Annotated in this window: 28 protein-coding genes; 14 read left to right on the top strand and 14 right to left on the bottom strand. The window is 72.4% G+C overall.

Annotation, left to right across the window (positions count from 1 at the left end; all coding sequences use genetic code 11):
* Nucleotides 1-30 precede the first annotated feature (30 nt).
* Nucleotides 31-204, top strand: a complete 174-nt coding sequence (locus ACWCPW_RS33655) for a DUF397 domain-containing protein (protein ID WP_449765461.1) — start codon at nt 31-33, stop codon at nt 202-204.
* A gap of 109 nt (nt 205-313) precedes the next feature.
* Here ACWCPW_RS33655 and ACWCPW_RS33660 read toward each other — a convergent pair whose 3' ends face one another.
* Nucleotides 314-808: an N-acetyltransferase family protein gene (locus ACWCPW_RS33660; protein ID WP_449765348.1), complete on the bottom strand. Its 495-nt coding sequence runs from the start codon at nt 806-808 to the stop codon at nt 314-316.
* 18 nt (nt 809-826) lie between these two features.
* Nucleotides 827-1,720, bottom strand: coding sequence for a helix-turn-helix domain-containing protein (locus tag ACWCPW_RS33665; protein WP_449765349.1), 894 nt, complete (start codon nt 1,718-1,720; stop codon nt 827-829).
* A 135-nt stretch (nt 1,721-1,855) separates the two neighbouring features.
* On the opposite strand from ACWCPW_RS33665, the gene ACWCPW_RS33670 reads away from it, so the two are divergent.
* A complete protein-coding gene (locus ACWCPW_RS33670; protein ID WP_449765350.1) occupies nt 1,856-3,073 on the top strand; it encodes a cytochrome P450 in 1,218 nt (405 codons plus the stop codon).
* Between the two features lie 139 nt (nt 3,074-3,212).
* Here the strand turns inward: ACWCPW_RS33670 and ACWCPW_RS33675 are convergent, their stop codons facing one another.
* Nucleotides 3,213-3,797, bottom strand: a complete 585-nt coding sequence (locus ACWCPW_RS33675; protein ID WP_449765351.1) for a hypothetical protein — start codon at nt 3,795-3,797, stop codon at nt 3,213-3,215.
* 225 nt (nt 3,798-4,022) lie between these two features.
* On the opposite strand from ACWCPW_RS33675, the gene ACWCPW_RS33680 reads away from it, so the two are divergent.
* Nucleotides 4,023-4,556: a DUF6817 domain-containing protein gene (locus tag ACWCPW_RS33680; RefSeq protein WP_449765352.1), complete on the top strand. Its 534-nt coding sequence runs from the start codon at nt 4,023-4,025 to the stop codon at nt 4,554-4,556.
* A gap of 91 nt (nt 4,557-4,647) precedes the next feature.
* Nucleotides 4,648-5,055 carry a VOC family protein gene (locus ACWCPW_RS33685; protein ID WP_449765353.1) on the top strand — a complete coding sequence of 136 codons (408 nt, stop codon included), beginning with the start codon at nt 4,648-4,650 and terminating at the stop codon, nt 5,053-5,055.
* Between the two features lie 44 nt (nt 5,056-5,099).
* Here ACWCPW_RS33685 and ACWCPW_RS33690 read toward each other — a convergent pair whose 3' ends face one another.
* Nucleotides 5,100-5,609 carry a VOC family protein gene (locus ACWCPW_RS33690; protein ID WP_449765354.1) on the bottom strand — a complete coding sequence of 170 codons (510 nt, stop codon included), beginning with the start codon at nt 5,607-5,609 and terminating at the stop codon, nt 5,100-5,102.
* A 139-nt stretch (nt 5,610-5,748) separates the two neighbouring features.
* Here ACWCPW_RS33690 and ACWCPW_RS33695 point away from each other — a divergent pair, with 139 nt between their 5' ends.
* The gene (locus tag ACWCPW_RS33695; RefSeq protein WP_449765355.1) at nt 5,749-6,744 is read left to right on the top strand and encodes a helix-turn-helix domain-containing protein; all 996 of its coding nucleotides are present in this window, start codon (nt 5,749-5,751) and stop codon (nt 6,742-6,744) included.
* A gap of 67 nt (nt 6,745-6,811) precedes the next feature.
* Here the strand turns inward: ACWCPW_RS33695 and ACWCPW_RS33700 are convergent, their stop codons facing one another.
* Nucleotides 6,812-7,438, bottom strand: a complete 627-nt coding sequence (locus ACWCPW_RS33700; RefSeq protein WP_449765356.1) for a MarR family winged helix-turn-helix transcriptional regulator — start codon at nt 7,436-7,438, stop codon at nt 6,812-6,814.
* Nucleotides 7,439-7,506: 68 nt separating this feature from the next.
* Here ACWCPW_RS33700 and ACWCPW_RS33705 point away from each other — a divergent pair, with 68 nt between their 5' ends.
* The gene (locus tag ACWCPW_RS33705) at nt 7,507-8,226 is read left to right on the top strand and encodes an SDR family NAD(P)-dependent oxidoreductase (RefSeq protein ID WP_449765357.1); all 720 of its coding nucleotides are present in this window, start codon (nt 7,507-7,509) and stop codon (nt 8,224-8,226) included.
* A gap of 165 nt (nt 8,227-8,391) precedes the next feature.
* A complete protein-coding gene (locus ACWCPW_RS33710; RefSeq protein WP_449765358.1) occupies nt 8,392-9,216 on the top strand; it encodes an alpha/beta fold hydrolase in 825 nt (274 codons plus the stop codon).
* A gap of 80 nt (nt 9,217-9,296) precedes the next feature.
* Here ACWCPW_RS33710 and ACWCPW_RS33715 read toward each other — a convergent pair whose 3' ends face one another.
* Complete coding sequence (locus ACWCPW_RS33715) at nt 9,297-10,232, bottom strand: zinc-binding dehydrogenase (protein WP_449765359.1); 936 nt, start codon at nt 10,230-10,232, stop codon at nt 9,297-9,299.
* Between the two features lie 109 nt (nt 10,233-10,341).
* Here ACWCPW_RS33715 and ACWCPW_RS33720 point away from each other — a divergent pair, with 109 nt between their 5' ends.
* Nucleotides 10,342-10,959 (top strand): TetR family transcriptional regulator, encoded by a 618-nt coding sequence (locus ACWCPW_RS33720; RefSeq protein ID WP_449765360.1) that lies wholly within the window; start codon nt 10,342-10,344, stop codon nt 10,957-10,959.
* An 82-nt stretch (nt 10,960-11,041) separates the two neighbouring features.
* On the opposite strand, the gene ACWCPW_RS33725 is transcribed toward ACWCPW_RS33720, so the two are convergent.
* The 3 genes from ACWCPW_RS33725 to ACWCPW_RS33735 all read right to left on the bottom strand — a co-directional run bounded on the left by ACWCPW_RS33725 (nt 11,042) and on the right by ACWCPW_RS33735 (nt 14,231).
* Nucleotides 11,042-11,803: an SDR family NAD(P)-dependent oxidoreductase gene (locus ACWCPW_RS33725; protein ID WP_449765361.1), complete on the bottom strand. Its 762-nt coding sequence runs from the start codon at nt 11,801-11,803 to the stop codon at nt 11,042-11,044.
* A gap of 73 nt (nt 11,804-11,876) precedes the next feature.
* Nucleotides 11,877-13,523 (bottom strand): MFS transporter, encoded by a 1,647-nt coding sequence (locus ACWCPW_RS33730; RefSeq protein WP_449765362.1) that lies wholly within the window; start codon nt 13,521-13,523, stop codon nt 11,877-11,879.
* 123 nt (nt 13,524-13,646) lie between these two features.
* A complete protein-coding gene (locus ACWCPW_RS33735) occupies nt 13,647-14,231 on the bottom strand; it encodes a TetR/AcrR family transcriptional regulator (protein ID WP_449765363.1) in 585 nt (194 codons plus the stop codon).
* Between the two features lie 241 nt (nt 14,232-14,472).
* On the opposite strand from ACWCPW_RS33735, the gene ACWCPW_RS33740 reads away from it, so the two are divergent.
* Nucleotides 14,473-14,832 carry an MmcQ/YjbR family DNA-binding protein gene (locus tag ACWCPW_RS33740; protein WP_449765364.1) on the top strand — a complete coding sequence of 120 codons (360 nt, stop codon included), beginning with the start codon at nt 14,473-14,475 and terminating at the stop codon, nt 14,830-14,832.
* Between the two features lie 110 nt (nt 14,833-14,942).
* Here the strand turns inward: ACWCPW_RS33740 and ACWCPW_RS33745 are convergent, their stop codons facing one another.
* Nucleotides 14,943-15,971: a helix-turn-helix transcriptional regulator gene (locus ACWCPW_RS33745; protein WP_449765365.1), complete on the bottom strand. Its 1,029-nt coding sequence runs from the start codon at nt 15,969-15,971 to the stop codon at nt 14,943-14,945.
* Nucleotides 15,972-16,032: 61 nt separating this feature from the next.
* Between ACWCPW_RS33745 and ACWCPW_RS33750 the strand changes: the two genes are divergently transcribed.
* Nucleotides 16,033-17,187: a winged helix DNA-binding domain-containing protein gene (locus ACWCPW_RS33750; protein WP_449765366.1), complete on the top strand. Its 1,155-nt coding sequence runs from the start codon at nt 16,033-16,035 to the stop codon at nt 17,185-17,187.
* A gap of 177 nt (nt 17,188-17,364) precedes the next feature.
* Here the strand turns inward: ACWCPW_RS33750 and ACWCPW_RS33755 are convergent, their stop codons facing one another.
* Nucleotides 17,365-18,339 (bottom strand): hypothetical protein, encoded by a 975-nt coding sequence (locus ACWCPW_RS33755; RefSeq protein WP_449765367.1) that lies wholly within the window; start codon nt 18,337-18,339, stop codon nt 17,365-17,367.
* A 140-nt stretch (nt 18,340-18,479) separates the two neighbouring features.
* Here ACWCPW_RS33755 and ACWCPW_RS33760 point away from each other — a divergent pair, with 140 nt between their 5' ends.
* Together ACWCPW_RS33760 and ACWCPW_RS33765 are read left to right on the top strand one after the other, a co-directional pair.
* On the top strand, nt 18,480-19,169 hold the full coding sequence (locus ACWCPW_RS33760) for a helix-turn-helix domain-containing protein (protein ID WP_449765368.1): 690 nt from the start codon (nt 18,480-18,482) through the stop codon (nt 19,167-19,169).
* A gap of 6 nt (nt 19,170-19,175) precedes the next feature.
* Nucleotides 19,176-19,832: an enoyl-CoA hydratase-related protein gene (locus ACWCPW_RS33765; protein ID WP_449765369.1), complete on the top strand. Its 657-nt coding sequence runs from the start codon at nt 19,176-19,178 to the stop codon at nt 19,830-19,832.
* Nucleotides 19,833-19,919: 87 nt separating this feature from the next.
* Here the strand turns inward: ACWCPW_RS33765 and ACWCPW_RS33770 are convergent, their stop codons facing one another.
* Nucleotides 19,920-20,579, bottom strand: coding sequence for an MBL fold metallo-hydrolase (locus ACWCPW_RS33770; protein ID WP_449765370.1), 660 nt, complete (start codon nt 20,577-20,579; stop codon nt 19,920-19,922).
* Nucleotides 20,580-20,745: 166 nt separating this feature from the next.
* Between ACWCPW_RS33770 and ACWCPW_RS33775 the strand changes: the two genes are divergently transcribed.
* Complete coding sequence (locus ACWCPW_RS33775) at nt 20,746-21,612, top strand: spermidine synthase (protein WP_449765371.1); 867 nt, start codon at nt 20,746-20,748, stop codon at nt 21,610-21,612.
* Nucleotides 21,613-21,710: 98 nt separating this feature from the next.
* Here the strand turns inward: ACWCPW_RS33775 and ACWCPW_RS33780 are convergent, their stop codons facing one another.
* Nucleotides 21,711-22,106 (bottom strand): nuclear transport factor 2 family protein, encoded by a 396-nt coding sequence (locus ACWCPW_RS33780; protein WP_449765372.1) that lies wholly within the window; start codon nt 22,104-22,106, stop codon nt 21,711-21,713.
* A gap of 134 nt (nt 22,107-22,240) precedes the next feature.
* Nucleotides 22,241-23,278, bottom strand: coding sequence for a GlxA family transcriptional regulator (locus tag ACWCPW_RS33785; RefSeq protein WP_449765462.1), 1,038 nt, complete (start codon nt 23,276-23,278; stop codon nt 22,241-22,243).
* Nucleotides 23,279-23,291: 13 nt separating this feature from the next.
* Here ACWCPW_RS33785 and ACWCPW_RS33790 point away from each other — a divergent pair, with 13 nt between their 5' ends.
* Nucleotides 23,292-24,422 (top strand): NAD(P)-dependent oxidoreductase, encoded by a 1,131-nt coding sequence (locus ACWCPW_RS33790; RefSeq protein WP_449765373.1) that lies wholly within the window; start codon nt 23,292-23,294, stop codon nt 24,420-24,422.
* Nucleotides 24,423-24,501: the final 79 nt, after the last annotated feature.

Raw genomic sequence — 24,501 nt, forward strand, 5'->3', positions numbered from 1 at the left:
TAGAGGTGAATCGTGTTCTCATTCGATGCCGTGGTCGGCGCATGGCGCAAGAGCAGCTATAGCGGTGCCACGAATGAATGTGTCGAAGCGGCAGGGTCGATCAAGGGTGGTGCGGTAGTGCGCGATAGTAAGGATCCGAGCGTTGGGCACCTTATTGTCGACGCATCCTCTTGGGAGGCCCTGACGGCATCCTTGCGCGTGTAATTCGCGCTTCGGGCGCCCCGTCACCTTGACCGCGAGCGACGGGGTGTCCTGCTTCCCGTCCGCACGGCCGATGATGTCAGGGCCCAAGCAGTGACGGTTCGGAGCGCAACTACGAGCGAGGGCCGGTCGGTCGGGAGGGCGAGACGTCGAACGGGAGGTCTCGGTGGAAGACGGCCATCGGCTGGTCGGGGCCGTTGTAGTCGTCGATGATCCTCGCGTCGAAGCCGAGGCTGCGATGGAAGGCGATCGAGCCGGTGTTCTCGACCGACGTGATCGCCTTCAAACGCCGTGCGCCCTGACGTTCGGCCGCTTCGGCGAACGCCGCGTACAGGCGACGTCCGAGACCGGTGCCGCGAGCGTCGTTCCGCGTAGCGATCAGGTGTACGTAGCCGGTGCCTTCCGGGGTGACGAATCCGAAGACGTACCCACGGATACCGTCCTCGGCTCGGGCGACCAGGCAGGTCGCGCCGAACTCCTGTATCAGTGCGAGCAGATGCAGCGATCGGAGATCGCGTTCGCCCCAATAGCGGGGGTGGTCGGCCAGGACCCGGTGGTAGTCGCCCACCTCGGCCGGTGAGATGCGGATACCCATGATGATGATCATGGCAGTGTTACCGAGCGTTCAACGGCGTGGGCCCGAGTCCGAGGCGTCGACGTGCCGGGAGTGGCCCATCGTGGACAGGTGGGCCGCAGTCGCGCGCAGCTCCGTGATGTAGGTCTGGCGCTCCGCCGGGCCTACGGCATTGCGTAGGGGCCCGATTTGCAGTTCGTGCGTCGGGCGGCCCCGGGAGTCGCGGACGGGGGCGGCCAGGTAGCTCAGGGGGAGGGGTTGGTCCGAGGTCAACTCGGCGTCCGTGTACGGGTGGGCGCTGATCGAGGCGAGTTGGGTGCGGACGCGTTCGCGGAGGGCGGTCCGGCCCGGGTGTTCGTCCAGCAGGCCCACCACGTCCCGCAGAACGGCCAGCAGTTCCGTCGAGTCGGTGTGTGGGCGCCACGCGGCGACCCCGTGGGCCCGGATCGTGTCCAGGGCCGGCGCCAACTCCGGGGCGTGGGCGAGCCACGCGGCCCGTTCGGCGGCCGGTCGCCACGGCATCACCGACGCGCCCGCGGGTGGTCGCAGCGGAAGCCGGGTGCCCACCTCGATCCCCGCCGGCACCCGCCCCGGACCCGGCTCCACCACGAGGAAGACCACGTGGTCCGCGCCGACCAGGGACAACGCCACCCCGCAGCCGACCCGTTCCGCGAGCCCCGCCAACACCTCCGCCGTATCGCCCGGCGGCCGAACCCGCGCGTGTACCGCGTCGGCGACCGCCAGCAGACCCGGCCCGAGCGTGTAGAGCCGATCGGCCCCGCGCTGCACCCACCCCGGCGTCTCCAAGGCGGCGAGCACGGCGGTCGCCGTGGACCGGTTCAGGTCCAGGCGCGCGGCCACCTCCGACACGCTCAATCCGATCGGCGCGGCGGCGATCAACTCGACGACGGCCACGACCCGATCGGTGGGTGGTGAAGCAACCATGGGGGCCTCTTGTCCGGGCTCGACGTCATGCCTAGAGTCAATGAATATACGTCACTTCGGCGACGAATATTCGTCAACCGCCCATCGATACCAGGTGGTTGCGAGGCGGCGCCGAGGGCTGACCAGGGAGTCCGGATGAGCGATGTGCATATGGTGCGTGACTTGGACGCGCCCTTCGACATCGAGGGATACGACTTCGCCTTCGACGACATCCCCGACGCGCACGAGTTGATCGCGGCGGCTCGGGCGCGGAAGCCGTACGCGATCGTGCCGTTTCTGGGGACGCGCGCGGTGATGTTCCTGACCCACGATCTGGTGAGTGCGGCGTTCAAGGACGAGGAGTCGTTCCCCGCGTCCGCGATCTACTCCGCGACCACCGAACCCGTGCTCGGGCACACCATCCAGTGCATGCGCGGCGCCGAGCACCGGATCAACCGCAAGCTCGTGGTGCCGGCCTTCCGCCGCAGGATCGTCACCGACCAGGTCGAGGCGATCCTGGAACCCCTCGCGCATGAACTCGTCGACCGCTTCGAGGCGCGTGGAGAGGCCGACCTGGTCACCGAGTTCACGCACGGCTACCCGGTCCAGGTGATCACCCGCCTGCTCGGGCTGCCGGTCGACGACGAGGAACGTTTCCGCCGCTGGGCCGTCGACCTGTTCCACTTCCCGATGGCGCCGGACGCGGCCGAGCGCGCGTCGCGCGAGTTCACCGAGTACGTCACGCCGATCGTCGCGCGCCGCCGGATGGACCCGGGCGACGACCTGCTCTCGACGCTGGCCGGTACCGAGGCCGAGGGCCGCCGGCTCACCGACGAGGAGATCCTGTCCTTCCTGCGGCTGCTCTTCCCGGCCGGCGCCGACACCACCTACCTGGGCCTGGGCAACGCCCTGTACGCGCTGCTCACCCACCCCGAGCAGATGGCGCGGGTGCTGGCCGACCCGGACACGGAACTGGAGTGGGCGGTCGAGGAGTCGCTGCGCTGGGAGCCGCCGGTGGGACTGCTGCCCCGGATCTGCCCCGCGCCGGTCCGCGACTGGCAGGGTCTGGGGCTGGACATACCGGCGGAGACCCCGCTGATCTTCGCCATCACGGCGGCGAACCGGGACCCGGCGCACTACCCGGACCCCGACGTGTTCGACATCGGCCGCCGGGTCCGGCCGACGCTCGCCTTCGGCGACGGCCCGCACGTGTGTCTGGGCACCTGGCTCGCGCTCGCCGAGATCCGGGCCGCGCTCAAGGTGCTGCTGCAACGCCTGCCGACGATGCGACTCACCGAGCCGACCCGGATCCGGGGCCTGCTCGGTACGGCGCTTCGCGGACCGGAGTCGCTACGGGTGCGCTTCGACGGGTGAGGCGGCGACGCGGCCTCCGACGGCGGCGGTCGGTCGACCCGGTCCCACCCGACCGGCGCCGCGCCCTCCCCGGCTCCGCCCGGGGAGGGCGTTCGGCGCGACGACGGACGCCGACACGACGAGGTAGTCCGCCGCGTAGCTACCCCGCCTGCTCGGCCGGGATCGTCGGGTCGGCCGCCGCGTCGAGGCGGGTGACGTTTTGGAGGAGGCCCCAGACGAAGTCCAGGCGGTAGGTCTCCTCACCCTCGGTGATCAAGCTGCCCCACCGACTCGGCGCCGACCCCTCCACATGGCGCAGGTGCGGGAACGCGTGGGCGACGTCGCCGATGACGAACTCCCACGGCCGCAGGTCGGCCACCGTCTCGACGGGCGGAATGCCGGCGGGATCGGCTCTGACCAGCCATTCCTGCCAGACCCGCCCGTCGGGGCCGGTGAGCACCTCGAAGCGCAACTTCGGCCACAGCGGCAACACCCACCACTGCGCGTCGGCGGTGAGATCCCCGATCCTGCGCTCGGCCCGGCCGGCCGGTTCGCCGAGCGCGGCCCGGTACGCGCGGCCCGAGCCGCCGACCGAGCGGGAGCGCACCATGCGCTGCCACTGCGCGTTGACCTCGCGCATCCGGGTGCGGGTGAACTCCAACTCGCGGACGGCGTCGGCGACCAGGTCGGGTTGGTAATCGCCCATGCGTCGCAACAACACCAGACAGAATTGATCCGGTCCCACGGTGATCTCCGTACTCGTTCGCAGCAGACCTCGACGCTATCCACAAAGCGGACGACCATGCCGTCATTCCCCGCATTGTGATCGCCGGGCCGAACCCGAACACCTCGCAAGGTGTATTCCGGAGCCCCTGGGATCTGACGGTCCGTCAGCGCTATCGTGAACCCGAAGTCATCGGGCGGCCACCGAACCATCGGCGCCGACCCATTACATGGCAAGGGGTGGCACATGATCGTCGACTACATCCGCATGCTCGGTGGGGACCGCATCGAACATCCCGGCGGAACCCTGCTCGCCCATCTGAGCCGGGTCGAGGCACTACTCGAGACCTGGGGCGCCCGCCCCGAACTGCGCAGCGCCGGCCTGTGCCACGCGTTCTACGGCACCGACGGCTTCGCGACCGCGCTGCTACCGCTCGACCGCCGTGCCGAACTCGCCGGTCGGATCGGCGTGGACGCCGAGCGCATCGTGTACTTCTACGCGAGCTGCGACCGGGCCGCCAGCCACGGCACGCTCGTCGACGGCACCTTCCGGGACCGATTCACCGGCCGGACCTACCGGCCCACCGAGGCCGAGCGTCGCGACTTCGCCGAGCTCACCGCGGCCAACGAACTGGATATCGTCAAGATCGACCCGCAGGCCCACGCGCGCTGGGGTGCGGCCCTCCTCGACCTGCTCACCGGCTTCCGCCCGCTGCTCAGCGCCCCCGCGTGGGCCGAGTGCGAACGCGTGCTCGCGAACACGAAGGCCGGCACCCGGTAGCGACCGGCGAACCGATGGTAGTGATGGGGAGCCCGCGCCGATCCGGTGTCGGGTCGCCGATCCAACCGGCGAACGGTGTCAAGGGAGGACCATGCGTATCGAACGGCTCGACCATCTCGTGCTGACCGTCGCCGACATCGGCGCCACGATCGACTTCTACGCCGGCGTGCTCGGCATGGAGCCGGTGACGTTCGGCGACGACAGACACGCGCTGCGGTTCGGCGCGGGCAAGATCAACCTGCACCGGGCGGGTGCCGAGTTCGAGCCGAAGGCCCGCGCCGCCACCCCCGGCAGCGCGGACCTGTGCTTCGTGGCCGAACCCCCACTCACCGCGATCACCGCCGAGCTGCTCCGCGCGGGAGTGCCGATCGAGGAGGGGCCGGTGCGGCGCACGGGCGCGCTGGGGCCGATCGACAGCGTGTACGTGCGGGACCCGGACTGGAACCTGGTGGAGATCTCGGTGTATCCGGCCGATCAGGAGGCCGGCGGCGTGGTGTGACGTCCGGGACCACGTGCCGGGTACCCCGGTCGGCCCGGTGTGGTTCAGCGGCCGTCCGGCGTCGGCCGGTGTTCCACGTACTCGACGATCGTGCCGTCGGGGTGCCGCGCGGTGAGGCCGGCACCGGTGGGTACGCGGCGCGGCGGCTCGGTGATCTCGGCGCCGGCCGCCGTCAGGCGTTCGAGGTAGGGGGCCAGTTCCGGGACGAGCAGGGTGCCGGTGGTGGACCGGAACCGTTCGACCGTCTCGGCCTCCCCCTCGATCAGCAGGAAGCCGCCGACCGCCGAGAGCGCGATGCCGAACTCCCGGAAGGTGAACCACATGTCGCGCTCGACCCCCTGGAGCTCCTCGTAGAACGTGGTCGCCCGCTCCAGGTCGCCGGGTTCCACGAAGACCCGCAGGAACGCGCGGGGCGTGGCGAGCGTGGACGAGTCGTTGCTGCGGCGCCACATGATGTTGGCCCCGGTTTCGGTGTCGGTCGTCGATCCGGTCGTTTGCTCGGCCGTCGGTGGGGCGGTCGATGCGGTCGATGCGGTCGTCGGTTCGGTGGTCATCGGTATCGAGGTCCCTTGGCTGTGTGCCGGGCCGGTCGGCGCCGGCGGCGTTCGTCGGTACGTCCACCACCCTCGCGGCATCGCCGCGGCGGGGGCAGGTTCCGGTTCATACGGTGAGCAACGGTCATAGGCTGGGCCGATGGCCACCGAGGACGAGCCGGATCGCCGGCGCGAATTGGGCGGATTCCTGCGCGCGCACCGCGAACTGCTCGCCCCCGAAGCCGTCGGACTGCCCCGATCACCGCGCCGCCGGACACCGGGCCTGCGCCGCGAGGAGGTCGCCGCGCTGTCGGGGGTCGGGGTGGCCTGGTACACGTGGCTCGAACAGGGCCGGGTGGACACCTCGCGCCAGGTCCTCGAAGCGGTGTCGCGGGCGCTGCGCCTGGACCCCGACGCGCGTCGGCACGTCCTGGAACTCGCCGGCTTCCACGTACCGGCCGGCCCGGGCGCGACTCCGGCCGACGGCCTCCGGGCGATGGTCGAGAGCTGGCCGGCCACGCCCGCGCTGGTGCTGGACCGGGCGCTGGACGTACTGGCCTGGAACGACGCCTGGCGGGCGACCTGGCCCGATCCGGGCGCGGTGCCGACCGAGCGCCGCAACCTGCTGCTGATGCTGCTGACCGATCCGGCGTACGAGCCGGGGTTCCCCGAGCGGGAGACGATCGCGCTCGACCTGGTCCGGCACCTTCGCACCCGCCCCGACGACGCACGCGACCGCGCGATCGCGGCGGACCTGCGCGCCGCGCGCCCGGACCTGGCGGCGTGGTGGCACTGCCGCGCGGTGGGCGTGTTCGCGACCCGGACGGTGCGGGTGTGGGGGCCGGCGGCCCGGGCCGCAGGGCGATCGCGGGCGGCGGGAGGTGTGGCCGGGGCCCCGTCGGAGGCCGAGCGGTCCGGCCCGGTCGACGGCGACGGGACGGGCGAAGGCCGGGATCCGCGGGGTGTGCCGTTGCGGTTCACGATGTCGCTGCTGATGCCGGCGGAGGCTCCGGAGACCACGGTGCTGGTGTGCACGCCGGCGGACGCGGAGACGATCGGGTATGTGACGGGTGGGTCGGCCGACCCGCGACCGGCGGACGCGGCGTCGGCGACCGCGGGAGCGCGCGGGGCTGCGGCGACAGGGGCACGGGGGTAGGCGGATCCACGGCGCCGCGCGCGGGTGGCCGGGGCGCGGGCGGTGGGCGTCCGAGGGCGCGGCGCGGTCAGGCGTGCTCGTCGCCCACTTGGCTGAGCCGGTCGTCGCCCAGCCTGTGCTGTACGTCGCGGAACAGGATCGCCAGCAGGCTCGCGAGCTGCGTCTGCTGATCGGGAGTGAGCCCGTCGATCAGCTCGGCCTCGCGGGTCAGTACCCGATCCACCGTCGCCTCGACCAACGCGTGCCCCGCCTCGGTCAGTTCGACCTCGACCGACCGGGCCCGACCGGGCCCGGGCCGCCGTACGACCAGCCCCTCGCGCTCGGCGCGGGCGACCCGCTGGGACACGGCGCCCGCCGTGACCAGCGAGCGTCGACCGAGTTCGCGGGTGCCCAACGTGTACGGAGGCCCACTGCGGCGCAGCACGCTGAGCAGGTCCAGCGTCGCGGTGTCCACGCCGGCCCGGGCCAGCACCCGGCGCCGATCGTCCCCGAGCAGCTTGGCCAGACGCCAGATCGGCGTGACGATCCCGATCGAGGACACCGGCGTCCCGGGCCGCTCCCGCTCCCACGCGGCGGCGATCTCCTCGACGGTGTGCCCGACCCGTTCCTCGCCGTCCCGAACGCCCGCCGGACCCACCGACACGCCCGCCTCGGTGCGGGCGTCCGTCCGGTCCTCGGGATTCTCGGTTGCCATCGGGCCTCCTTCGAGTGTTACGTTCAGACCTGAATTTAGATCTAAACGAACGACGTGGAGGTCATCCTATGGCACGCAACATCCTCGTCACCGGTGGCGGCACCGGGATCGGGCTCGCGGTTGCCCGGCACTTCGCCGCGCTCGGGGACGCGGTGACGATCACCGGTCGGCGGGCGGAGCCGTTGGCCGTCGCCGCCGAGGAGACCGGCGCCCGGGCGCTGGTCTGCGACCACACCGATCCCGAGGCGCTGACCCGACTGGTGGCCGAACTGCCCGAGCACCTCGACGTACTGGTCAACAACGCGGGCGGCAACACCGACTTCGACCACGGCGCCGGCGACGACCTGGCCGGCTTCGCCCGGGCCTTCCGGGCCAACCTGGACGCCAATCTGGTCGGCGCCGCGCTGACCACCCGGGCGGTCGAGGACCGGTTGGCCGCCGGCGGCGCGGTGATCGGCATCGGCTCGATCGCCGCCGACACCGGATCCGGCTCCTACGGCGCGGCCAAGGCCGGACTGGCCGCCTGGAACGTCGGCCTGGCGGACGCCCTGGGCCCGCGCGACATCACCGCCAACGTGGTGTCCCCGGGCTACATCGCGGACACCGAGTTCTTCCGGGACAACCTCACCGACGAGCGGCGCGGCCGGTTGGTCGCCGCGACGTCGGTCCGGCGGGCCGGCTCGCCCGAGGACATCGTGGGCGCCGTCGCGTTCCTTGCCTCGCCCGCCGCCCGGCACGTCACGGGCCAGGTGTTGAACGTCAACGGCGGTGCGCACAAGAGCCGTTGAGGCTCGGATCGGATCCGGGCGGGCGTCGCCGCGCGCGGGCGGGGCCGGGAGCGGGCGGGAACGGGCGCGGGCTGGGCCGGGCCGGAAAACCGGTTCGCCGGACGGGGCGTCGGTCGCATCCGTAGCGTTGGTCTGTAAGGGGTTCTCGTACGGAAGGCAGATCTGATGGATTCCGGCACCCTGGCCGTTCCCGGAGCCGACCTCTACTACGAGGTGCGCGGCTCCGGGCCGGTCCTGCTGATGATCAACGGCAGCAACGGAGACACCGCCCTGTACGCGGGGTTGGCCGATCGCTTCGCCGGCCGCCGTACGGTCGTCACCTACGACCGGCGCGGCAACTCCCGGAGCCGGCTCACCGGTCCGCCCGAGGAGCAGCGGGTCGAACAGCGGGTCGAGCAGCACACGGACGACGCGTTCCGGTTGCTTCGGGAGCTCACCGCCGAACCGGCGGCGATCTTCGGGAGCAGCACCGGCGCGGCCGTCGGGCTCGATCTGCTCGCCCGTCATCCCGAATGCGTCGAACTGCTGGTCGCCCACGAGCCGCTCGTGCTCGGCATGTTGCCCGAACCGAAGCAGTGGCACGCGAGGTTCGACGCCGTGTGCGACCTGTTCGTGACCGCCGGCGCGAGGGCCGCGATGGACGAACTCTGCGCGTTGTTCGGGGTGGCCGCCCCGCCCGAGCCCGCGGCGGAGATGCCCGCGTCGATCCGGGAGCTGCTCGAACGCGTGCAGGCCAACGTGGAGTTCAACTTCTCCTGCGAACTGCGCGCGTTCAGCCGCTTCGAACCTGATCTCACCGCTCTGCGCGGCGCCCCGCTGGTGACGGCGGTCGGAGCCGAGGGAGTGCAGACGCTGCTCTACCGCACCACGGCGCTCCTCGCCGAGCGCCTGGACCTGCCGGTCACCGAGTTCCCGGGCGACCACATGAGTTACGCGATGCGGCCGGAGGAGACGGCCGAAGCCCTGGCCCCGATCCTCGAGCGCACGTAGGGGCCGGGCCCCGGGCCGCACGACGTCACGGGGTCGGGCCGCCGGCCTTCACGACGTCACAGGGCCGGGCGGCTCGGCCCTCACGACGTCACGTCGAGGACCGCCTTGCCGCCGAGCCTGCGGTCGGCGAGCAGTTCGGCGGCTTCGGCGATCCTGGTCCAGGGGCCGTGCCAGGAGATCTGCGGGTCGAGGTCGCCGCGCGCGGTCCGGGCGGCGAGCCAACCCAGGTCGGCGTCGACGCCCGTGATGTCGTCGAGCAGGTAGTAGGTGACGAGCGAGCGGTTGTGCCGACCCTCGTTCCCGAACAGCGCGCCGAACGCGAACTCCTCGCCCACCCCCGACGCGTGGCCCAGTGCGACCAGCGTCCCGCCGCTCGCCAGCAGATCGTACGCGGCGGTCAGGTGCGGCCCGCCGACGTTGTCCAGGACGCCGTATACCGGCGCGGTCGCGTACGGGAGCCCTTCCGTGAGCACCTCGGCGGCGCCGAGCGCGCGCAGATCGTCGGCCTGGGCCGGATTCCCGGTGGCCGCGACCACCTCGGCGCCGCCGAGCGCGGCGAGTTGCACCGCGAACCGGCCCACCCCGCCACCCGCGCCGGTGATCAGGATCCGCCGGCCCAGGATCGGGCCGATCCGGCGCAGCGCGCGCAACGCGGAGAGCGCCGCCACGGGCAGTGGCGCGGCCAGCGCGGCGGGCATGCCCTCGGGCAGCACGCCGAGCCGACTCGTCGGCACCGCGCGCAGTTCGGCCCACGCCCCGCCGTCCCCGAGCGTGGTCACGGGCGTTCCCGCCGCGGGCCCGGAACCGTCCGCGGCGGCGCGCTCGACCACACCGGCCGCGTCCCAGCCGGGCACGGTGCCGTCCTCGCCCAGCGGCACGACGAAGTGGACCTCGCCCGCGTTGAGCGAGATCGCCCGTACGCGCACGAGGGCCTCGTGTGGTGCGGGTTCGGGGTCCGGCACGTCGGCGAGGGTGAGGTGACCGGGGGCGGCGTGGTCGATGACGAGGGCGCGCATGGTGATGGCTCCTGTGCAGAGGCGGCGGGAAGCCCACTGTGCCACTCAGTGGCGTTTGCGCACAAGTGGCTTTAGCGGCCGATAGGCGAATCGGGGTAGGCTGGCCGGTATGACCACCGAACTGCCGCTCCGGGAACGCAAGAAGCTGCGCACGCGGCAGGCGCTGGCCCAAGCCGCTCTGGAGCTGTTCACCGAGAAGGGCTTCGACGCGACCACGCTCGACGAGATCGTGCGCGCGGTGGAGGTCTCCAAGCGCACGTTCTTTCGCACGTACGCGTCCAAGGAGGACGTGGCGCTCGCCCCGGAGCGCGAACTGTGGTCCGCCTATCTCGCCGACCTTGCCGAACGCCCGTTGCGGGGCCCCCTCCTGGCGATCCATCAGGCCGCGTTGACGGACACCCTGGCGACCATGCCCGACGACTGGGCGGACCGGTTCACGGCCAGCCGCCGGATCGCCGAGGCGACGCCCGGCCTGAACGCGCACAGCCTGCGCTTCTGCGCGGACACCATCGACGCCGCCGTCGACACGGTCACCGGCCGGCTCGGTGCGGCCGCGCCGGACCGGATCCTGGTGCACCTGTCGCTCGACACGATGATCGCTGCGTGGCACTGGGCGCAGCGCGAATGGACCGAGCGGGGGGCGGGGCCGGGCCTGGCGGAGCATGTGGAGCGGGCGTTCGCGGCCATCCGGCCGAGTCTGGACCTGGTGGTGCCGGCGTCGGGCTGACGCGACGACGGCGTGCGGGCACGTTGCGTGCCCGCACGGCGTCTCGGTCGTACGGCTTCGCGGGCCTGTGGCGCTCTCGGGGTCAGGCCGATGCGCCGCCGTCGAGGACGAGGTCGGTGCCGACCGCGAAGCCGGCCTCATCGGAGGCCAAGTACAGGACGGCCGCCGCGAATTCGGTCAGCGTGCCGATCCGGCCGGACGGGTTTTCGGCCTTCATCCGGTCCGCCCGGTCGCCTTCGGTCTCACCCTGGCGCAGCGACATGCCGGTGGCCAGCGGGCCCGGGCTGACCGCGTTGATCCGGATACCGTCGCCGATGTGGTCCAGCGCGGCGTTACGGGTGAGCGTGCTCACGGCGGCCTTGGACGTGACGTACGCGCCGACATTGGCCAGCCGGGCGTGCGCACCGAGGTTGGACGCGATGTTCACGATCGCCCCGCCGCCGTTGGCCCGCATGTAGCCGATCTCGTGCTTCATCGACAACCACGTGCCGGTCACGTTGATGTCCAGGATGGCCCGGAAGTCCGCCTCGTCGACGTCGCCGAGCGGGCCGATGCCCAGGAGTACGCCCGCGTTGTTGACGGCGACGTCGAGGCCGCCGAACAACTCGACGGTGCGGGCGACGAGCGCGGCCAGGCTCGCCGAGTCGGTGACGTCGGCGGTGACGGCCGCGGCTCGGCCGCCTTCGGCCTCGATCAGGCGAACGGTCTCCGCCAGCGGCGCGGCACCGCGGCCCGCGACCACGACGGCGGCGCCCTCACGGGCGAAGGCGAGTGCGACCTCCCGGCCGCCACCCGAGCCGGCGCCGGTGACGAGAACGGTCTTGGCGGTGAAACGTGCGGACATTGAGATTCTCCAGAGTCTTGCGGGTGGTGTGTGGGTCGGGGAATCGATGGGCGCGCGGGGGCCGCCCCGCCGGTCAGCTGCGTCGGTGGGCGGATTCCGGGAGGCTGTCGTGGTCGTGGTCGTGGTCGTGGTCGTGGTCGTGCTCGTGGTCGTGGTCTTGCGCGTGCGCGTGCTCGTGGTCCCGGTCCCGGCTGTCCCGGCCGCGGGTCGGGCGGAAGGCCGCGAGGGCGACCAGGGCCGCCACGAGGAAGACCGCTCCGGCCGTGCCGAAGGCCCACGCGTAGCCGACGATCACGTCGCCGCGGGTCGCGGCCACCGACATCAGCGCGGCCAGGCCGACGGTGGGGCCCAGTTCCATCGCGGTGTTCAGCACGCCGCCGGCCAGGCCCGCCTGGTGGGCGGGCACGTCCCTGGTGGCCAGGACGGCGGTGCCGGCGAAGATCAGGGCGGCGCCGACGGGCAGCAGGACCAGGCCCGGGAGGAGGTCGAGGGCGTACCGGCTGCCGTCGTCCAGGCGGGCGAGCAGGAGCAGGCCGGCGCCGCCGATCAGCAGGCCCAGCACGGTGACGCGGCCCGGGCCGTACCGGGTGATCAGCGGGCCGGCGGCGCGACCGGCCGCGATCAGCGCGAGGGCGAACGGTACGAACGCGCCTGCCGTCGCGAGCGGCGACCAGTCCCGTCCCTGCTGGAGGTAGAGCGAGATCAGGAAGCTGATCAAGCCGGTGCCGGCTGCCGCGAGCAATACCCCGACCAGCCCCAGGATCCGGCGTGGATCACGGATGAAGCCCGGCGGCAGGAGCGGATCGACCACCCGGCGCTCGACCGAGAGGAACGCGACGAGCAGGCTCACACCGACGCCGAGCGGGACGAGTACGGTCGCCGACGCCCACGAGTGGTCGCCGGTCACGGTCAGGCCGTACCCGGTGACGGTGATGCCGACCGTAGCCAGGACGGCGCCGATCGGGTCCAGCCCGGGGCGACGGCGGGACGGGGCCGACGTCCCGTCGGCGGGCTCGCCGTACGTCGGGCGCCCGGCCGGCAGGAGGCCCGGTGTCAGGAGCAGGGCCAGGACGGCCACGGCGACGGGTACGACGAACATCCAGCGCCAGGACACCCATGTCGTGAGCACGCCCGAGGCCAGGTTGCCGACGGCGGCGCCCAGTACGGACAGGCCGCCCCAGGTCGCCATCGCCCGCCGATACGCGCCCGGTTCGGGGTACACCGCGCGCAGCACCGCCATCGCGGCCGGCGCGGTCAACGCCGCCCCGAGGCCCTGCCCGAAGCGCACCGCGACCAACACCGCGAAGCCCGGCGCGAACGCGGCGATCGCGGACGCGAGGCCGAACAGGACCAGGCCCGTCGTGAACATCCGGCGCCCGCCGTAGCGATCCGCGAGCCGACCACCGAACAGCAGCAGTCCGCTGAACGGCAGCCCGTAGGCGGCGCTGACCAGCACCAGATCGGCCGACCCCAGGCCGAACTCCCGGCCGATGTCGGGCAGTGGCACGCCGATGATGGTGATGGTGAAGATCAGCGTGGCCTGCACGAAGCCGAGCAGGACGAAGGCGAGGGTGGCGCGCGGGGCCGACGCGGGGGCGGGTGTGTTCGGGCTGCTCTCGGAGCCGAGGCCACCCGTGGTCGGGCTCGTTCTCGTGTCCGTTCCCGGTCTCGTGTCCGTTCCCGTTCCCGTTCCCGTGTCCGCGTCCGTGCCTCTGCTCACGGCCATTCCGGTCAGGCCTGTCATGCCGGTACCCCCGTTGCCACTGGCTTTACAGATCGATCGTTCTTGAATCAGGGCGTGCGTGTCCGATGGCGCGACGAGTGCCGCGCCGTCCGGGGGTGTTCAGGTGAGCAGGGTGAACGCCTGCCGCGTCGCGTCCCGCAGGCGCGGCGAGTCGGGGCCGGCCTTGCCGACCACGCGTATTCCTTGCAGCAGTACCAGCAGGAAGCGGGCGAGGGCCTGCGGATCCCGGTCCGGGCCCAGCTCGCCCTGTGCCCTGGCCCGGGTGAGCGCGACGGTCAGATTGGTCTCCATCTGACTCCAGCCGTACTCGACGATCCGCGCCGCGCCCGGGTCGTGCGCGGCCAGTTCGGCGGCGGTGTTGGTGAGGAAGCAGCCGAACAGCCGACTCGGCTCCTCGGACGCCTGCCGGGCGAACCGCTCGACGAGTGCCCGGACGGCCGGCAGCACCGGGCCCGGCTGGGACAACTCCTCGAACAGCTCCGGGTTGCGGCTCTCGCGGTAGCGGTCGAGCGCCGCGAGGTAGAGGTCGTGTTTGTTGCCGAACGTCGCGTAGATGCTCGCTCGGGCGATGCCGAGGCGAGCCACGAGGTCCGCCATCGAGGTCGCCTCGTAGCCGCGCTCCCAGAAGAGTTCGAGAGCGGCCTGCAGGGCGGCGTCGGGATCGAATTCCTTGGTCCTGGCCACGAGTGCGACTCTAGGCCATTCGAGAACGAATGGTCAAGAAACTTGCGCTCGGCGGGCCGGTGTCGGGGCGTTTGGCTAGGGTGCGAATCGGTCGCCTGCGCGGCCGGCCGCTGTCGCGGGCACGGGTGACCCGGGTAGCACGGGCGACCCGGGCGACCGGCCCGGACCGGGTGGTCGTCGACAGCCTCGGTGGCCTCGGCGGTCGGGTAGGCCGGAAGCGCGGGTTGATGGAGGTAGGGCGATGGCAACCACCGCGGACGACGTGCGTCGACTGGCGCTCGCGTTGCCCTCGACGACCGAGAAGCTCGCGTGGGGCATGCCCACGTTTCGGGTCGCCGGCAAGATCTTCGTCTGGCTGGGCGAGGACGACGCGTCGATGGGCATGAAGTGCCCGATCGAGGAACGCGCCGAACTGATCCAGGCCGAGCCGGACAAGTTCTTCCTGCGCGAGGGGCACGACGACACGGGCAACTGGATCCGCGTGCACCTGTCGGCGGTGGACGACGAGGACGAACTGCGCGCGATGGTCGTGGACGCGTGGCGACTCACCGCGCCCAGGCGACTGGCGGCGGAGCACGGCGAGCCGGGCGTCGACTCCTGAGGGAGTCGCGGGCTCGGGCGGATTCCCGGTCGGGGCCCGGAGTCCTTCGGGCCTCCGACCGTCGGGGGGCCGGGACCCCTCGGGTCTCCGGCCGTGCCGGGTTTCGGTGCTCAGCCGGCCGCCGCCCGGGTCCAGCGTCGGCCCAACTCGGCGACCCTGGACACGAGTTCGGGTGGGCTCTCGACCGTGAAGTCGAGGTCGAGGAGGGCGAGGCGGAACGCCAACGTGTCGATCGAGGACGATCCCGTGGTCAACCGGCACGTGTTCGCGTCGATCGCCGCCAGCACACCGTCGGTCGCGCCGATCCGTGCGGCGGCGACCTCCGGGGCGGCCCGCAGGAGCACGCTCGCGTGGTGCGGGTAGGCGCGGGTGGAGATGCCCGCCGACATGTACGCGGCGACGTCCTCGTCCGGAAGCCGACGCGGCTCGAACCGCGGGCCGTTCGGCGTGCGCAGCCGGATCCGGTCCACACGATAGGTACGCCAGTCGTCCCGGTCGAGGTCCCAGGCCAACAGGTACCAGCGACGTCCGGTACAGGCGAGCCGGTGCGGCTGCGCGCTGCGCGTACCCTCGCGGCCGTCGTGGGTGCGGTAGTCGAAGCGCAGCGTCTCGGCGGACCGGCACGCCGTCGCGATCGTGCTCAGGTCGGCGGGCGCCACCGTCTCACCGCACACCGGCAACACCACGGTGACCGCGTCGAGCGCGCCCACGTCCTGTCGAAGCCCGGCGGGCAGCGCCTGTTCCAGCTTGGCCAGCGCCCGGGCCGAGGTCGCCTCGATCCCGGCGACGGTGCCGCCGACGGCGGTACGCAGGCCGGCGACGATCGCGGCCGCCTCGTCGTGGTCCAGCAGCGGCGGCAACGGGCCGCCCGGTTCGAGTCGGTAGCCGCCGGACGAGCCGGTGGTGCGGACGTGATAGCCCGCGTCGCGCAGTCGCCGTACGTCGCGCCGCAGCGTGCGCGGGCTGACGCCGAGGCGGGCCGCGAGGCGGGGGCCGGTCCAGGCGGGTGGTTCGGGGTGGCCGGCAGGGTCGGGTCGGTCGGTGCGGTCGGGGCCGTCGGCGCGCTCGTGCGGGTCGGGTCGGGATTGGAGGAGGGACAACAGACGAAGCAGGCGGGTCGTATTCTCCAACGAGTCCATGTCTTCAGGTTGGCGTCGAATGAGGCAAGTTTCCGACCGCATTCGCTCCTAGTCTTGGCGCATGGAGATCACCACCCCCACCACCCTCAGCACCCGCCGACTCAACCGCGTGTTGCTCGAACGCCAGTTGTTGACCCGGCGGCACGCGCTCTCGGCGGAGGCGGCGATCACGCATCTGGTCGGCATGCAGGCGCAGGCGCCGCACCCGCCGTACATCGGCCTGTGGACCCGGCTCGCCGACTTCCGGCCGACGGAACTGGCCGACCTGCTGACCGAGCGCCGGGTGGTGCGGCTCGGCCTGATGCGCGGCACGGTGCACCTGGTGACCGCCGACGACTGCCTCGCGCTCCGGCCCGTCGTGCAGTCGATCTACGACGCGGACCTGTACCGGAACGTCCTCCACGGCCTCGGCGACTCGACCGTCGACGTTCCCGAACTCGTGGCCGCCGGACGCGAGTTGATGGAGAAGCAAGCACTGACGGCGAAGGACCTGGGGCTCGCGCTCGGCGAACGGTTCCCCGGCGAGAACCCGAAGGCCCTCGCGCACGCGCTGCGCAGCCAGGCGCCGCTGGTCCAGGTCCCGCCTCGCGCGGTGTGGGGCCGCAGCGGCCAATCCGCCTGCACGACCGCCGAACACTGGCTCGGCCGACCGCTGTCGACGACCAGCACGCCCGACGCGATGCTGCTGCGCTACCTGGCCGCCTTCGGGCCGGCCACGGTCGCCGACATGCAGGCCTGGTCCGGCCTCGGCGGGCTGCGCGAGGTGGTCGACCGCCTGCGCTCGACCCTGGTCGTGTACCGGGACGAGTCCGGCCGCGAACTCTACGACCTTCCCGACGCCCCGCTCCCACCCGAGGACGCCCCGGCCGCGGTCCGGTTCCTCCCCGAGTTCGACAACATCCTGCTCTCCCACGCCAACCGCGCCCGGATCATGTCCGAGGAGGACCGCAAGCGCCTGTTCACCGTCAACGGCATCATCCGCGCGACCTTCCTCGTGGACGGCTTCGTCGCGGGCATGTGGCGCCTCACCCGAGCCGGCAAACCGGTCTCGCCCGGCTCCCCGGCCGCCACGGCCACCCCCGCGGGCCCACCCCTCACCCTCGAAATCCAACCCTTCCGCCCCCTCACCCCCACCACCAAGACCGCCCTCACCACGGAAGCCACCCACCTGATGACCTTCACCACCCCCAACAACCACGACATCCGCTTCGCCTGAACCGGCCGCGCCTCCACGGCGATTGACGCCGGGCGGCGTCCTCGGACCGGGTGGGGGAGCGGGCTGTGTGGGTGTCGGGGGTGGTGGTCGGGATGGCCCTCGTCACCCCCGACATTCGTTTTGCCTGAAGCGGCCGCGCCTCCACCGCGACCGGGGCCGGCCCGCGGCCGCGTCGGACTACGTGGGGGAGCGGGGGAACGTGTGGGTTTCGAGGGTGGTGGTCAGGGTGTGGGAGAGGCCGTGGGGTGGGGCGGTTGGGGTGGTGAGGGCGTGGGCGGTTCGGGCGAGGAGGTGGGTGATGCGGGGGGAGGTGATGGTGGAGTGGGCCGGGAGGATGTGGGAGTGCAGGAGGGTGGTGGCCTCGGGCCAGGTGCGGGTTCGGGCGAGGGCGTGCAGTAGGTAGACGTGGTCGTTGAGGGCGGTGCGGCTGCCGGGGATGCGTCCGACGGCGGACTGTTCGAACAGGGGGATCGCGCGGGTCCAGTGGCCGTTGTCGGCGTGGATCATCGCGTGGTGCCAGGTGATCTCGGCCGTGTCGAGCCACCAGGCCCACGCCGGATCGCGGGTGCCGGCGCCTTGCAGGTGTCGGCTGTGGGTCTCGCGGATGAGGTCGAGCGCCTTGGCGCGCTCTCCGTACTGGTTGAGCGCCCGTGCCCGGCGCATGACGAACAGGGTCCGTACGCCGGGCGGCAGGTCGTCCGCCAGGACGGTCGCGCAGATGTCCAGCGCCCGGTCGGGGCGGCGCAGATGGATGGCCTGCATGGCGAGTTGGGACAGCGCGAAGTGTTCGGCGGAGCGGTCGCCCGCGCGGCGCGCGGTGTGGACGGCGTCGGTGCTCAGGCGTCGGGACAGGTCCTGCCGGTCGGCGTCGAAGGCCAGCCATCCGGCCACCTGTTGCGCCTCGGCGACGGCGGCCAGCCGGTCGCGGGAGGCCGGGCCGACCAGGGTGGCGCGAAGCGCCGATCGGGCCGAGCGCACCGCCGCTCCGAGGATGGCCCCGGCGCCGTGGCGGGTGTCGAGCGTCACGATGTGGGCGCTGTGCTCGCGCAGTCGCCGCGTTTCGTCCAGGTCGCGGGCGCTGTACGGGCGCGCCGGCGGGAGGGCTTCGGCCGGGGCGACAGGTGGCGTCGCGGGTAAGGGGGCGTGGGCCACGGGCCGACTCTCCGTCTTGGTATCCGTGTCTTGGTTTCCGCTCTCCGAGCTTGTCGCCATGAGATCACGGTGTGCTGCCTCGCAGGGCGGTGGGGCGGCGGAGAGCTGTTATGGAGCAGGTGCTCTGTTATTGTTCCGGCATGCCTCGTCCTCGGGTTCACGATCTCGATCTGCTGCTGGACGCGGCCGAGCGGTTGGTGGCCGACGTCGGGCCGGAGCGCTTCACCGTGCGGGGGTTGGCGACGGCCTCGGGGGTGTCCAACGGGGCGATCTATCACGCGTTCGGGTCGCTGCCGGTCCTGCTCGGGCGCGTATGGTTGCGCGCCGCGGGCGACTTCCTGGACCTCCAGGTCGAACTCGTCGACGCGGCACGGCCGGACGGCCCGGCCCACCCGGACGGCTTGGACGGCGGCGTCCCGGCCGTGCTGGCCGCGGCGAGCGCGCCGGCGGTGTTCGCCGACCGGCGACCCGAGGCGGCTCGGATGCTCATGGGCGTCCACCGCGATCGGCTGCTCGGCCCGGACCTGCCGCAGGAGTCGGCCGAGGCGATGTTCGCGCTGGACAAGCGGGTGTTGGCGCTGCTCACCCGACTGGCACGGGCGTTGTGGGGGCGGGCCGACGGGCCGAGCGTCGAAGTGGTGACGCTGTGCGTGGTCGACCTGCCGACGGCCGTGTTCCGCCGGGAACTGACCGGGCCGTGCACCGACGGCCGCCCCCGGATCGGCGCCGACAGCCGCGCACGTTTGGAGGCCGCGGTCCGCGCGGTCCTCACCCTCCCGCCGCCGCTGCCGCCGCATGGTGGGCGGACGACGGGTTCCGGAAAGGAATGACCGACCATGCCCGAACTGCGCCACGAGGAACACGTCTTCGTCCTGGACCTCGGCGACGGGGAGAACCGGTTCGCGCCGGACTGGGTGAAGACCGTCGACGCCCTGCTGGACACCGTCGTAGAGCACCCCGAACCGGCGGTGCTGGTGACCACGGGACGAGGCAAGTTCTACTCCAACGGCCTCGACCTGGACTGGTTGGCCGAACACGCCGACGAGTTCGGTCCGTACGTCGCCGACGTGGAGGCCCTGTTGGCCCGCGTGCTCACGCTGCCCGTGCCCACGATCGCCGCGGTGAACGGCCACGCGTTCGGTGCCGGGGCGATGTTCGCGATCGCCCACGACTTCCGGATCATGCGGGCCGACCGCGGCTACTTCTGCTTCCCCGAGGTCGACATCCGGATCCCCTTCTCGCCGGGCATGGCCGCGCTCGTCCAGGGCAAGACGACCCCGGCCGCGGCCGTCGCCTCGATGACCACCGGCAGACGCTTCGGCGGCTTCGAGGCCCGGGAGATCGGCCTGGTGGACGACACGGCCGAGGAGGCGGTCCTGGTGGCCGCGGCCTCGACCCGCGTACGCCCCCTGGCGGGCAAGGACCGCACCACCCTCGGCGCGATCAAGTCGACCATGTACGCGGCGGCGGTCACCGCCCTCACGACCCGCTGACGGCGACGGGAGCGGGGCCGGTGGGAGCGGGGCCGACGGAGCGCCGCCGCGCTCTCCCGCCGCGTCGCCCCGCCGCCCCGCCACGCCTCACGCGCTCGTGGCGAGCGTGGTGGTGTAGCCGGGGCGCGGGTGGTGGATGGGGCGGCTGTCGGTGCCGGCCAGTTGGGTCAGGAGGCGTTCGGCCAGGGCCAGGCCGGTGTCGTTGTACAGCCCGTCGTGGATCAGGAACGCCTGGTCCGGGGCCACTTCGCGGATGTAGTCGGCGGCGTCGCCGAGTTTGAGCCAGGGAGCGCCGGCCGGCACGAGCAGGGTGGGGGTGGCTTCCTCGGGAACGGTGAAGGCGTCGCCGGGGTGGAAGACGCGGCCGTCGATCAGGAAGCCGACGTTGTCGATGACGGCGATGTCCGGGTGGATCACGGCGTGCTTCTCGCCGTACACGTGCACGGACGGACCCTGCGCGCCGCCGATCTCGAACGTGTCGCCGTGCGTCACCGCGCGCACCCGACCGCCCAGGTCGGGGAACTGGGCGGCGACGGCCGGGTTGGTCCAGATCTCCAGGTCCGGGTTGGCCGCCGCGGCGGCCCGGAGCGTGTCGGGCACCACGTGGTCGAGGTGCTCGTGGGTGATCAGTACGGCGTCCGCGCCCACCATCGCGTCGGGCTCGCTGAAGGCGCCGGGGTCGATCACGACGGTGGCCGCGTCGGTGGTCAGTCGTACACACGCGTGGCCGAGCTTGGTGAACCGCATGCCTGTTCTCCCGGGGGTTTCGCTTGGTGATGGCCGATCGGGTGCCGGGGCGTCGCCGTGGCGGGCGCCGCCTCCCGCGTCTCTTGCCGCTTCCCGGGTCGATCATGCCAAGCCGGCCCCGGAGCGGGCGGCGGGGAGGGTGCCCGCGCTGCGAGACAATCGATGCATGTACGACGACCAGCAGGAACCGACCGAGTCCATTCCGGTGGGGCGGGCGACGGATCTCGGTGCGGCGTTGCTGATGCCCGACATCGACCTGCCCCGCGCGTGGTTGCTGACGCTCAACGATTCGCCGCAGTCGTACGTGGATCTCGACCGGCCCGAGCACCTGGAATTCGAGTACACGCGGCGCCTGGGCCACGTGGTGGATCTCGCGGCCGAACCCGGCGAGCCGCTCGACGTGCTGCATCTGGGCGGCGGTGCGCTGACCCTGCCCCGCTACATCGCGGCCACCCGGCCCGGTTCGACGCAGACCGTCGCCGAACTCGACGGGGAGTTGATCGCGCTGGTCCTGGAGCATCTGCCGTTGCCGGCGGGCGCGGCGATAGAGGTACGCACCGGCGACGCTCGCGAGGAGTTGGCGGTTCGCCCCGACGATTCGGCCGACCTGGTGATCGCCGACGTGTTCGGCGGGGCGCAGGTGCCCGCGCATCTGACGTCGCGGGAGTTCGCCGAGGAGGTGGCCCGGGTGTCACGGCCCGGCGGTGTGTACGCGGCCAATATCGCCGACGGCGGCGACCTCGACTTCGCGCGCGCCCAAGTGGCCACCCTGCGCTCGGTGTTCCCGCAGGTGGCGCTGATGGCCGAGCCGGGCGTATTGCGCGGGCGGCGGTTCGGCAACCTCGTCGTGGTGGCGTCCACGGTCGCGCTGCCGGTGAGCCAGTTGGCCCGGCGTACCGCCTGCGACGACACACCGGCGCGCGTGCTCTCCGGGATCGAGGCCCGGGTGTTCTCCCGGGACGGGGCGGCCGTGACGGACCGGACGGCGATTCCGTCGCCGGCGCCGCCCGGGGGGACGTTCCGGATCGGGTGAGCACGGGGCGGGTGGGTCGCGGATCGGGTGAGCGACGGGTCGGGTGAGCCGGGGGGCGGGTGGGTCCGGAAGCCGGGTGTCCGGCCCGGAGCCGGGGGTCAGGCCCAGAAGTCGGCCGCCGCCGTCATGTCCTCGACGCATTCGTCGAGGTCGGTGATCTTCTCGCCGACGAGGCGGAAGACGATGCCGCCCATCTGGTCGAGGTGCCTGCCCGCTCGCTCGCCGGTGGCCCGGTGCACCGAGACCACATGGCCGCGGCCGTCGACGAACAGGTGACGCAGCTCGACCCGGAAGCTGCCGCCGGTCTCCGTCGCGAGTCGCGTGTAGTAGCCCAGCACCGCGTCCACACCCTTGAAGTCGCCCGACAACATGTGGTCGCCGGGGACGTGGTGCGTACAGTCCGTCGTCATCATCGCGCGCAGAGTGCCCAGATCACCCTGTGTGAACGCCTCGTAGCCCCGGCGAACCAGGGCGGCGTGTGGGTGTTCAGCCATGGCGTTTCGCCACCTTCCGCCACAAACATGGATGGATGGCTGACCTCTTCACCCTGTCACTCCGCACGTCGCCGGTCCACCCGCCGGCGGGGCGGTGCGGGGCGACGCGGTGCGGGGGCTACGCGGGGCGGGCGTCAGGCGGCGGAGTCGGTGCCGATCCGGATCGGCCCGAGCGCGGGTGTGTTGAAGGCGCGGCGGTAGTCGGCGGGGGAGACGCCGAGCCGGGTGGCGAAGTGGTGGCGGAGGTTGGCGGCGGTGCCCAGGCCGCAACGTTCGCCGATCTGCTCGACCGGAAGGTCGGTGGTCTCCAGCAGGGATTGGGCGCGGGCCAGGCGCTGGGTGAGCAGCCATTGCAGCGGGGTGGTGCCGGTGGCGGCCTGGAGGCGGCGGAAGAAGGTGCGCGGACTCATCCGGGCGCGACGGGCCAGGTCCTCGACGGTGAGCGGGCGGTCCAGGTTGGTGCCGGCCCAGGCCAGCACGGGGGCCAGGCCCTCGTCGTCGGTGGCGGGTACGGACAGGTCCACGAACTGCGCCTGGCCGCCCGGGCGGTGGGCCTGGACGACCATGCGCCGAGCGAGCAGGTTGGCGATGTGGGCGCCCAGGTCGGTGCGCACGATGTGCAGACACAGGTCGAGGCCGGCGGTCATGCCGGCGCTGGTGAGCACGGTGCCGTCGTCGACGTACAGGACGCTGTCGTCGACCGTGACGTTCGGGTACCGGCGGGCCAGATCCTCGGTGTGCGCCCAGTGCGCGGTGGCCCGGCGCCCGTCCAGGAGGCCGGCGGCGGCCAGGGCGAACGCGCCCGTGCACAGCGAGACCATCCGCGCGCCGGCGTCGGCCGCGGCGCGCAGGGCGGCCAGGAAATCGGCGGGCAGTTCGAGGTCGTGGTCGACGCACTCCTGCGGCACCGCCGCCACGATCACGGTGTCCGCGCCGGCCAACGCGTCCCATCCGTAGGGGGTTCGGATGCCGAACCCGAAGCCGAAGCCGGAACCGGAGTTCGAGTCGGAGTTCGAGCCGGCGCTCGCGTCGGCGGCGGTTTCGGACCCGCCGTCCGAGCCGGTCGCGCCGCCCGTCGGTCGCTCCACGCAGACGCGGAAGTCGTACCAGCGGTCCGTGAGTTCCGGTTGGGGAGTGCCGAACACCGCGCAGGCGATCGCGAGTTCGTACATGTCCCACGGCGGGATGTCGCCGTCGTCGATCACCGCGACGGCCACCGATCCCGGTCCCGTCGCCCGCGTGTTCCTCGCTCGGTCGTTCACGCGGGACAGCCTAGATCATCGGTGGCGCGAATTTTGCGCCGATAGGCATTCCTGCCACTGTCGGCGCGGTTTCGCCGCTGCGAGGGTTGTCCACGTTCGGCCGGGAGGACGGCCGGCGAAGCACCGAACGACGACGCGTGAGCACGGGTGTCCCGTGCCGCGCACCGAGCACGAACGAAGGACGAACATGAAGCACGAAGCCGTGACGGTCATCGGTCTGGGATCGATGGGCGCCGCCCTGGCCGAGGCGTTCCGGGCGGCCGGCCATCCCACCACGGTGTGGAACCGCTCCGCCGCGAAGGCCGACGACCTGGTCGCCCGCGGCGCCGTGCGCGCGGACACCGTGGCCGAGGCGATCGCCGCGAGTCCGGTGATCGTGGTCTGCGTGCTGGACTACGACAGCACTCACGCCATCCTGAAGGCCGACGAAGCGGCGCTCGCCGGGCGCACCCTGGTCAACCTCAGCTCGGGATCGCCCGAACAGGCCCGGGCGACCGCCGCGTGGGCGGCCGGACTGGGAGTCGCCTACCTCGACGGCGCGATCATGTCCACGCCGCCCGGGATCGGCTCGCCCGAGTCCATGCTGCTCTACAGCGGCGACCCGTCCGCGTTCGCCCGGCACGCCGCGACCCTGCGCGCGCTCGGCGATCCGGTCGACCTGGGCCCGGACGCCGGCGTCGCGAGCCTGTACGACACCGCGCTGCTCGGCGTGATGTGGGCGACGCTGACGGGTTGGCTGCACGGTTCGGCCGTGGTCGGCGCCGACGGGGTGCGCGCGGCCGAGTTCACGCCGATCGCGAACCGTTGGCTGGCCCACGCCGTGACCGGATTCATCGACCTGTACGCCGGACAGGTCGACGCGGGCGCCTACCCCGGCGACGACGCCACGCTCGACGTGCACCTGGCGACGATGGACCACCTCGTACACGCCGCCCGGGCACGCGGCGTCGACACCGCCCTCCCGGAGCTGTACCGCACCTACACCCGACGCGCGATCGCGGCCGGCCACGGCTCGGACGGCTACGCCCGACTGGTCGAGGAACTCCGTAAGTGAACCCGCGAACGGGGACTGGAACGGAAGCGGGGATGAGAGCAGGGCTGGGAGTGGGGACGGGAGCGGGGATGGGGACGGG

The sequence above is a fragment of the Embleya sp. NPDC001921 genome (assembly GCF_053594475.1).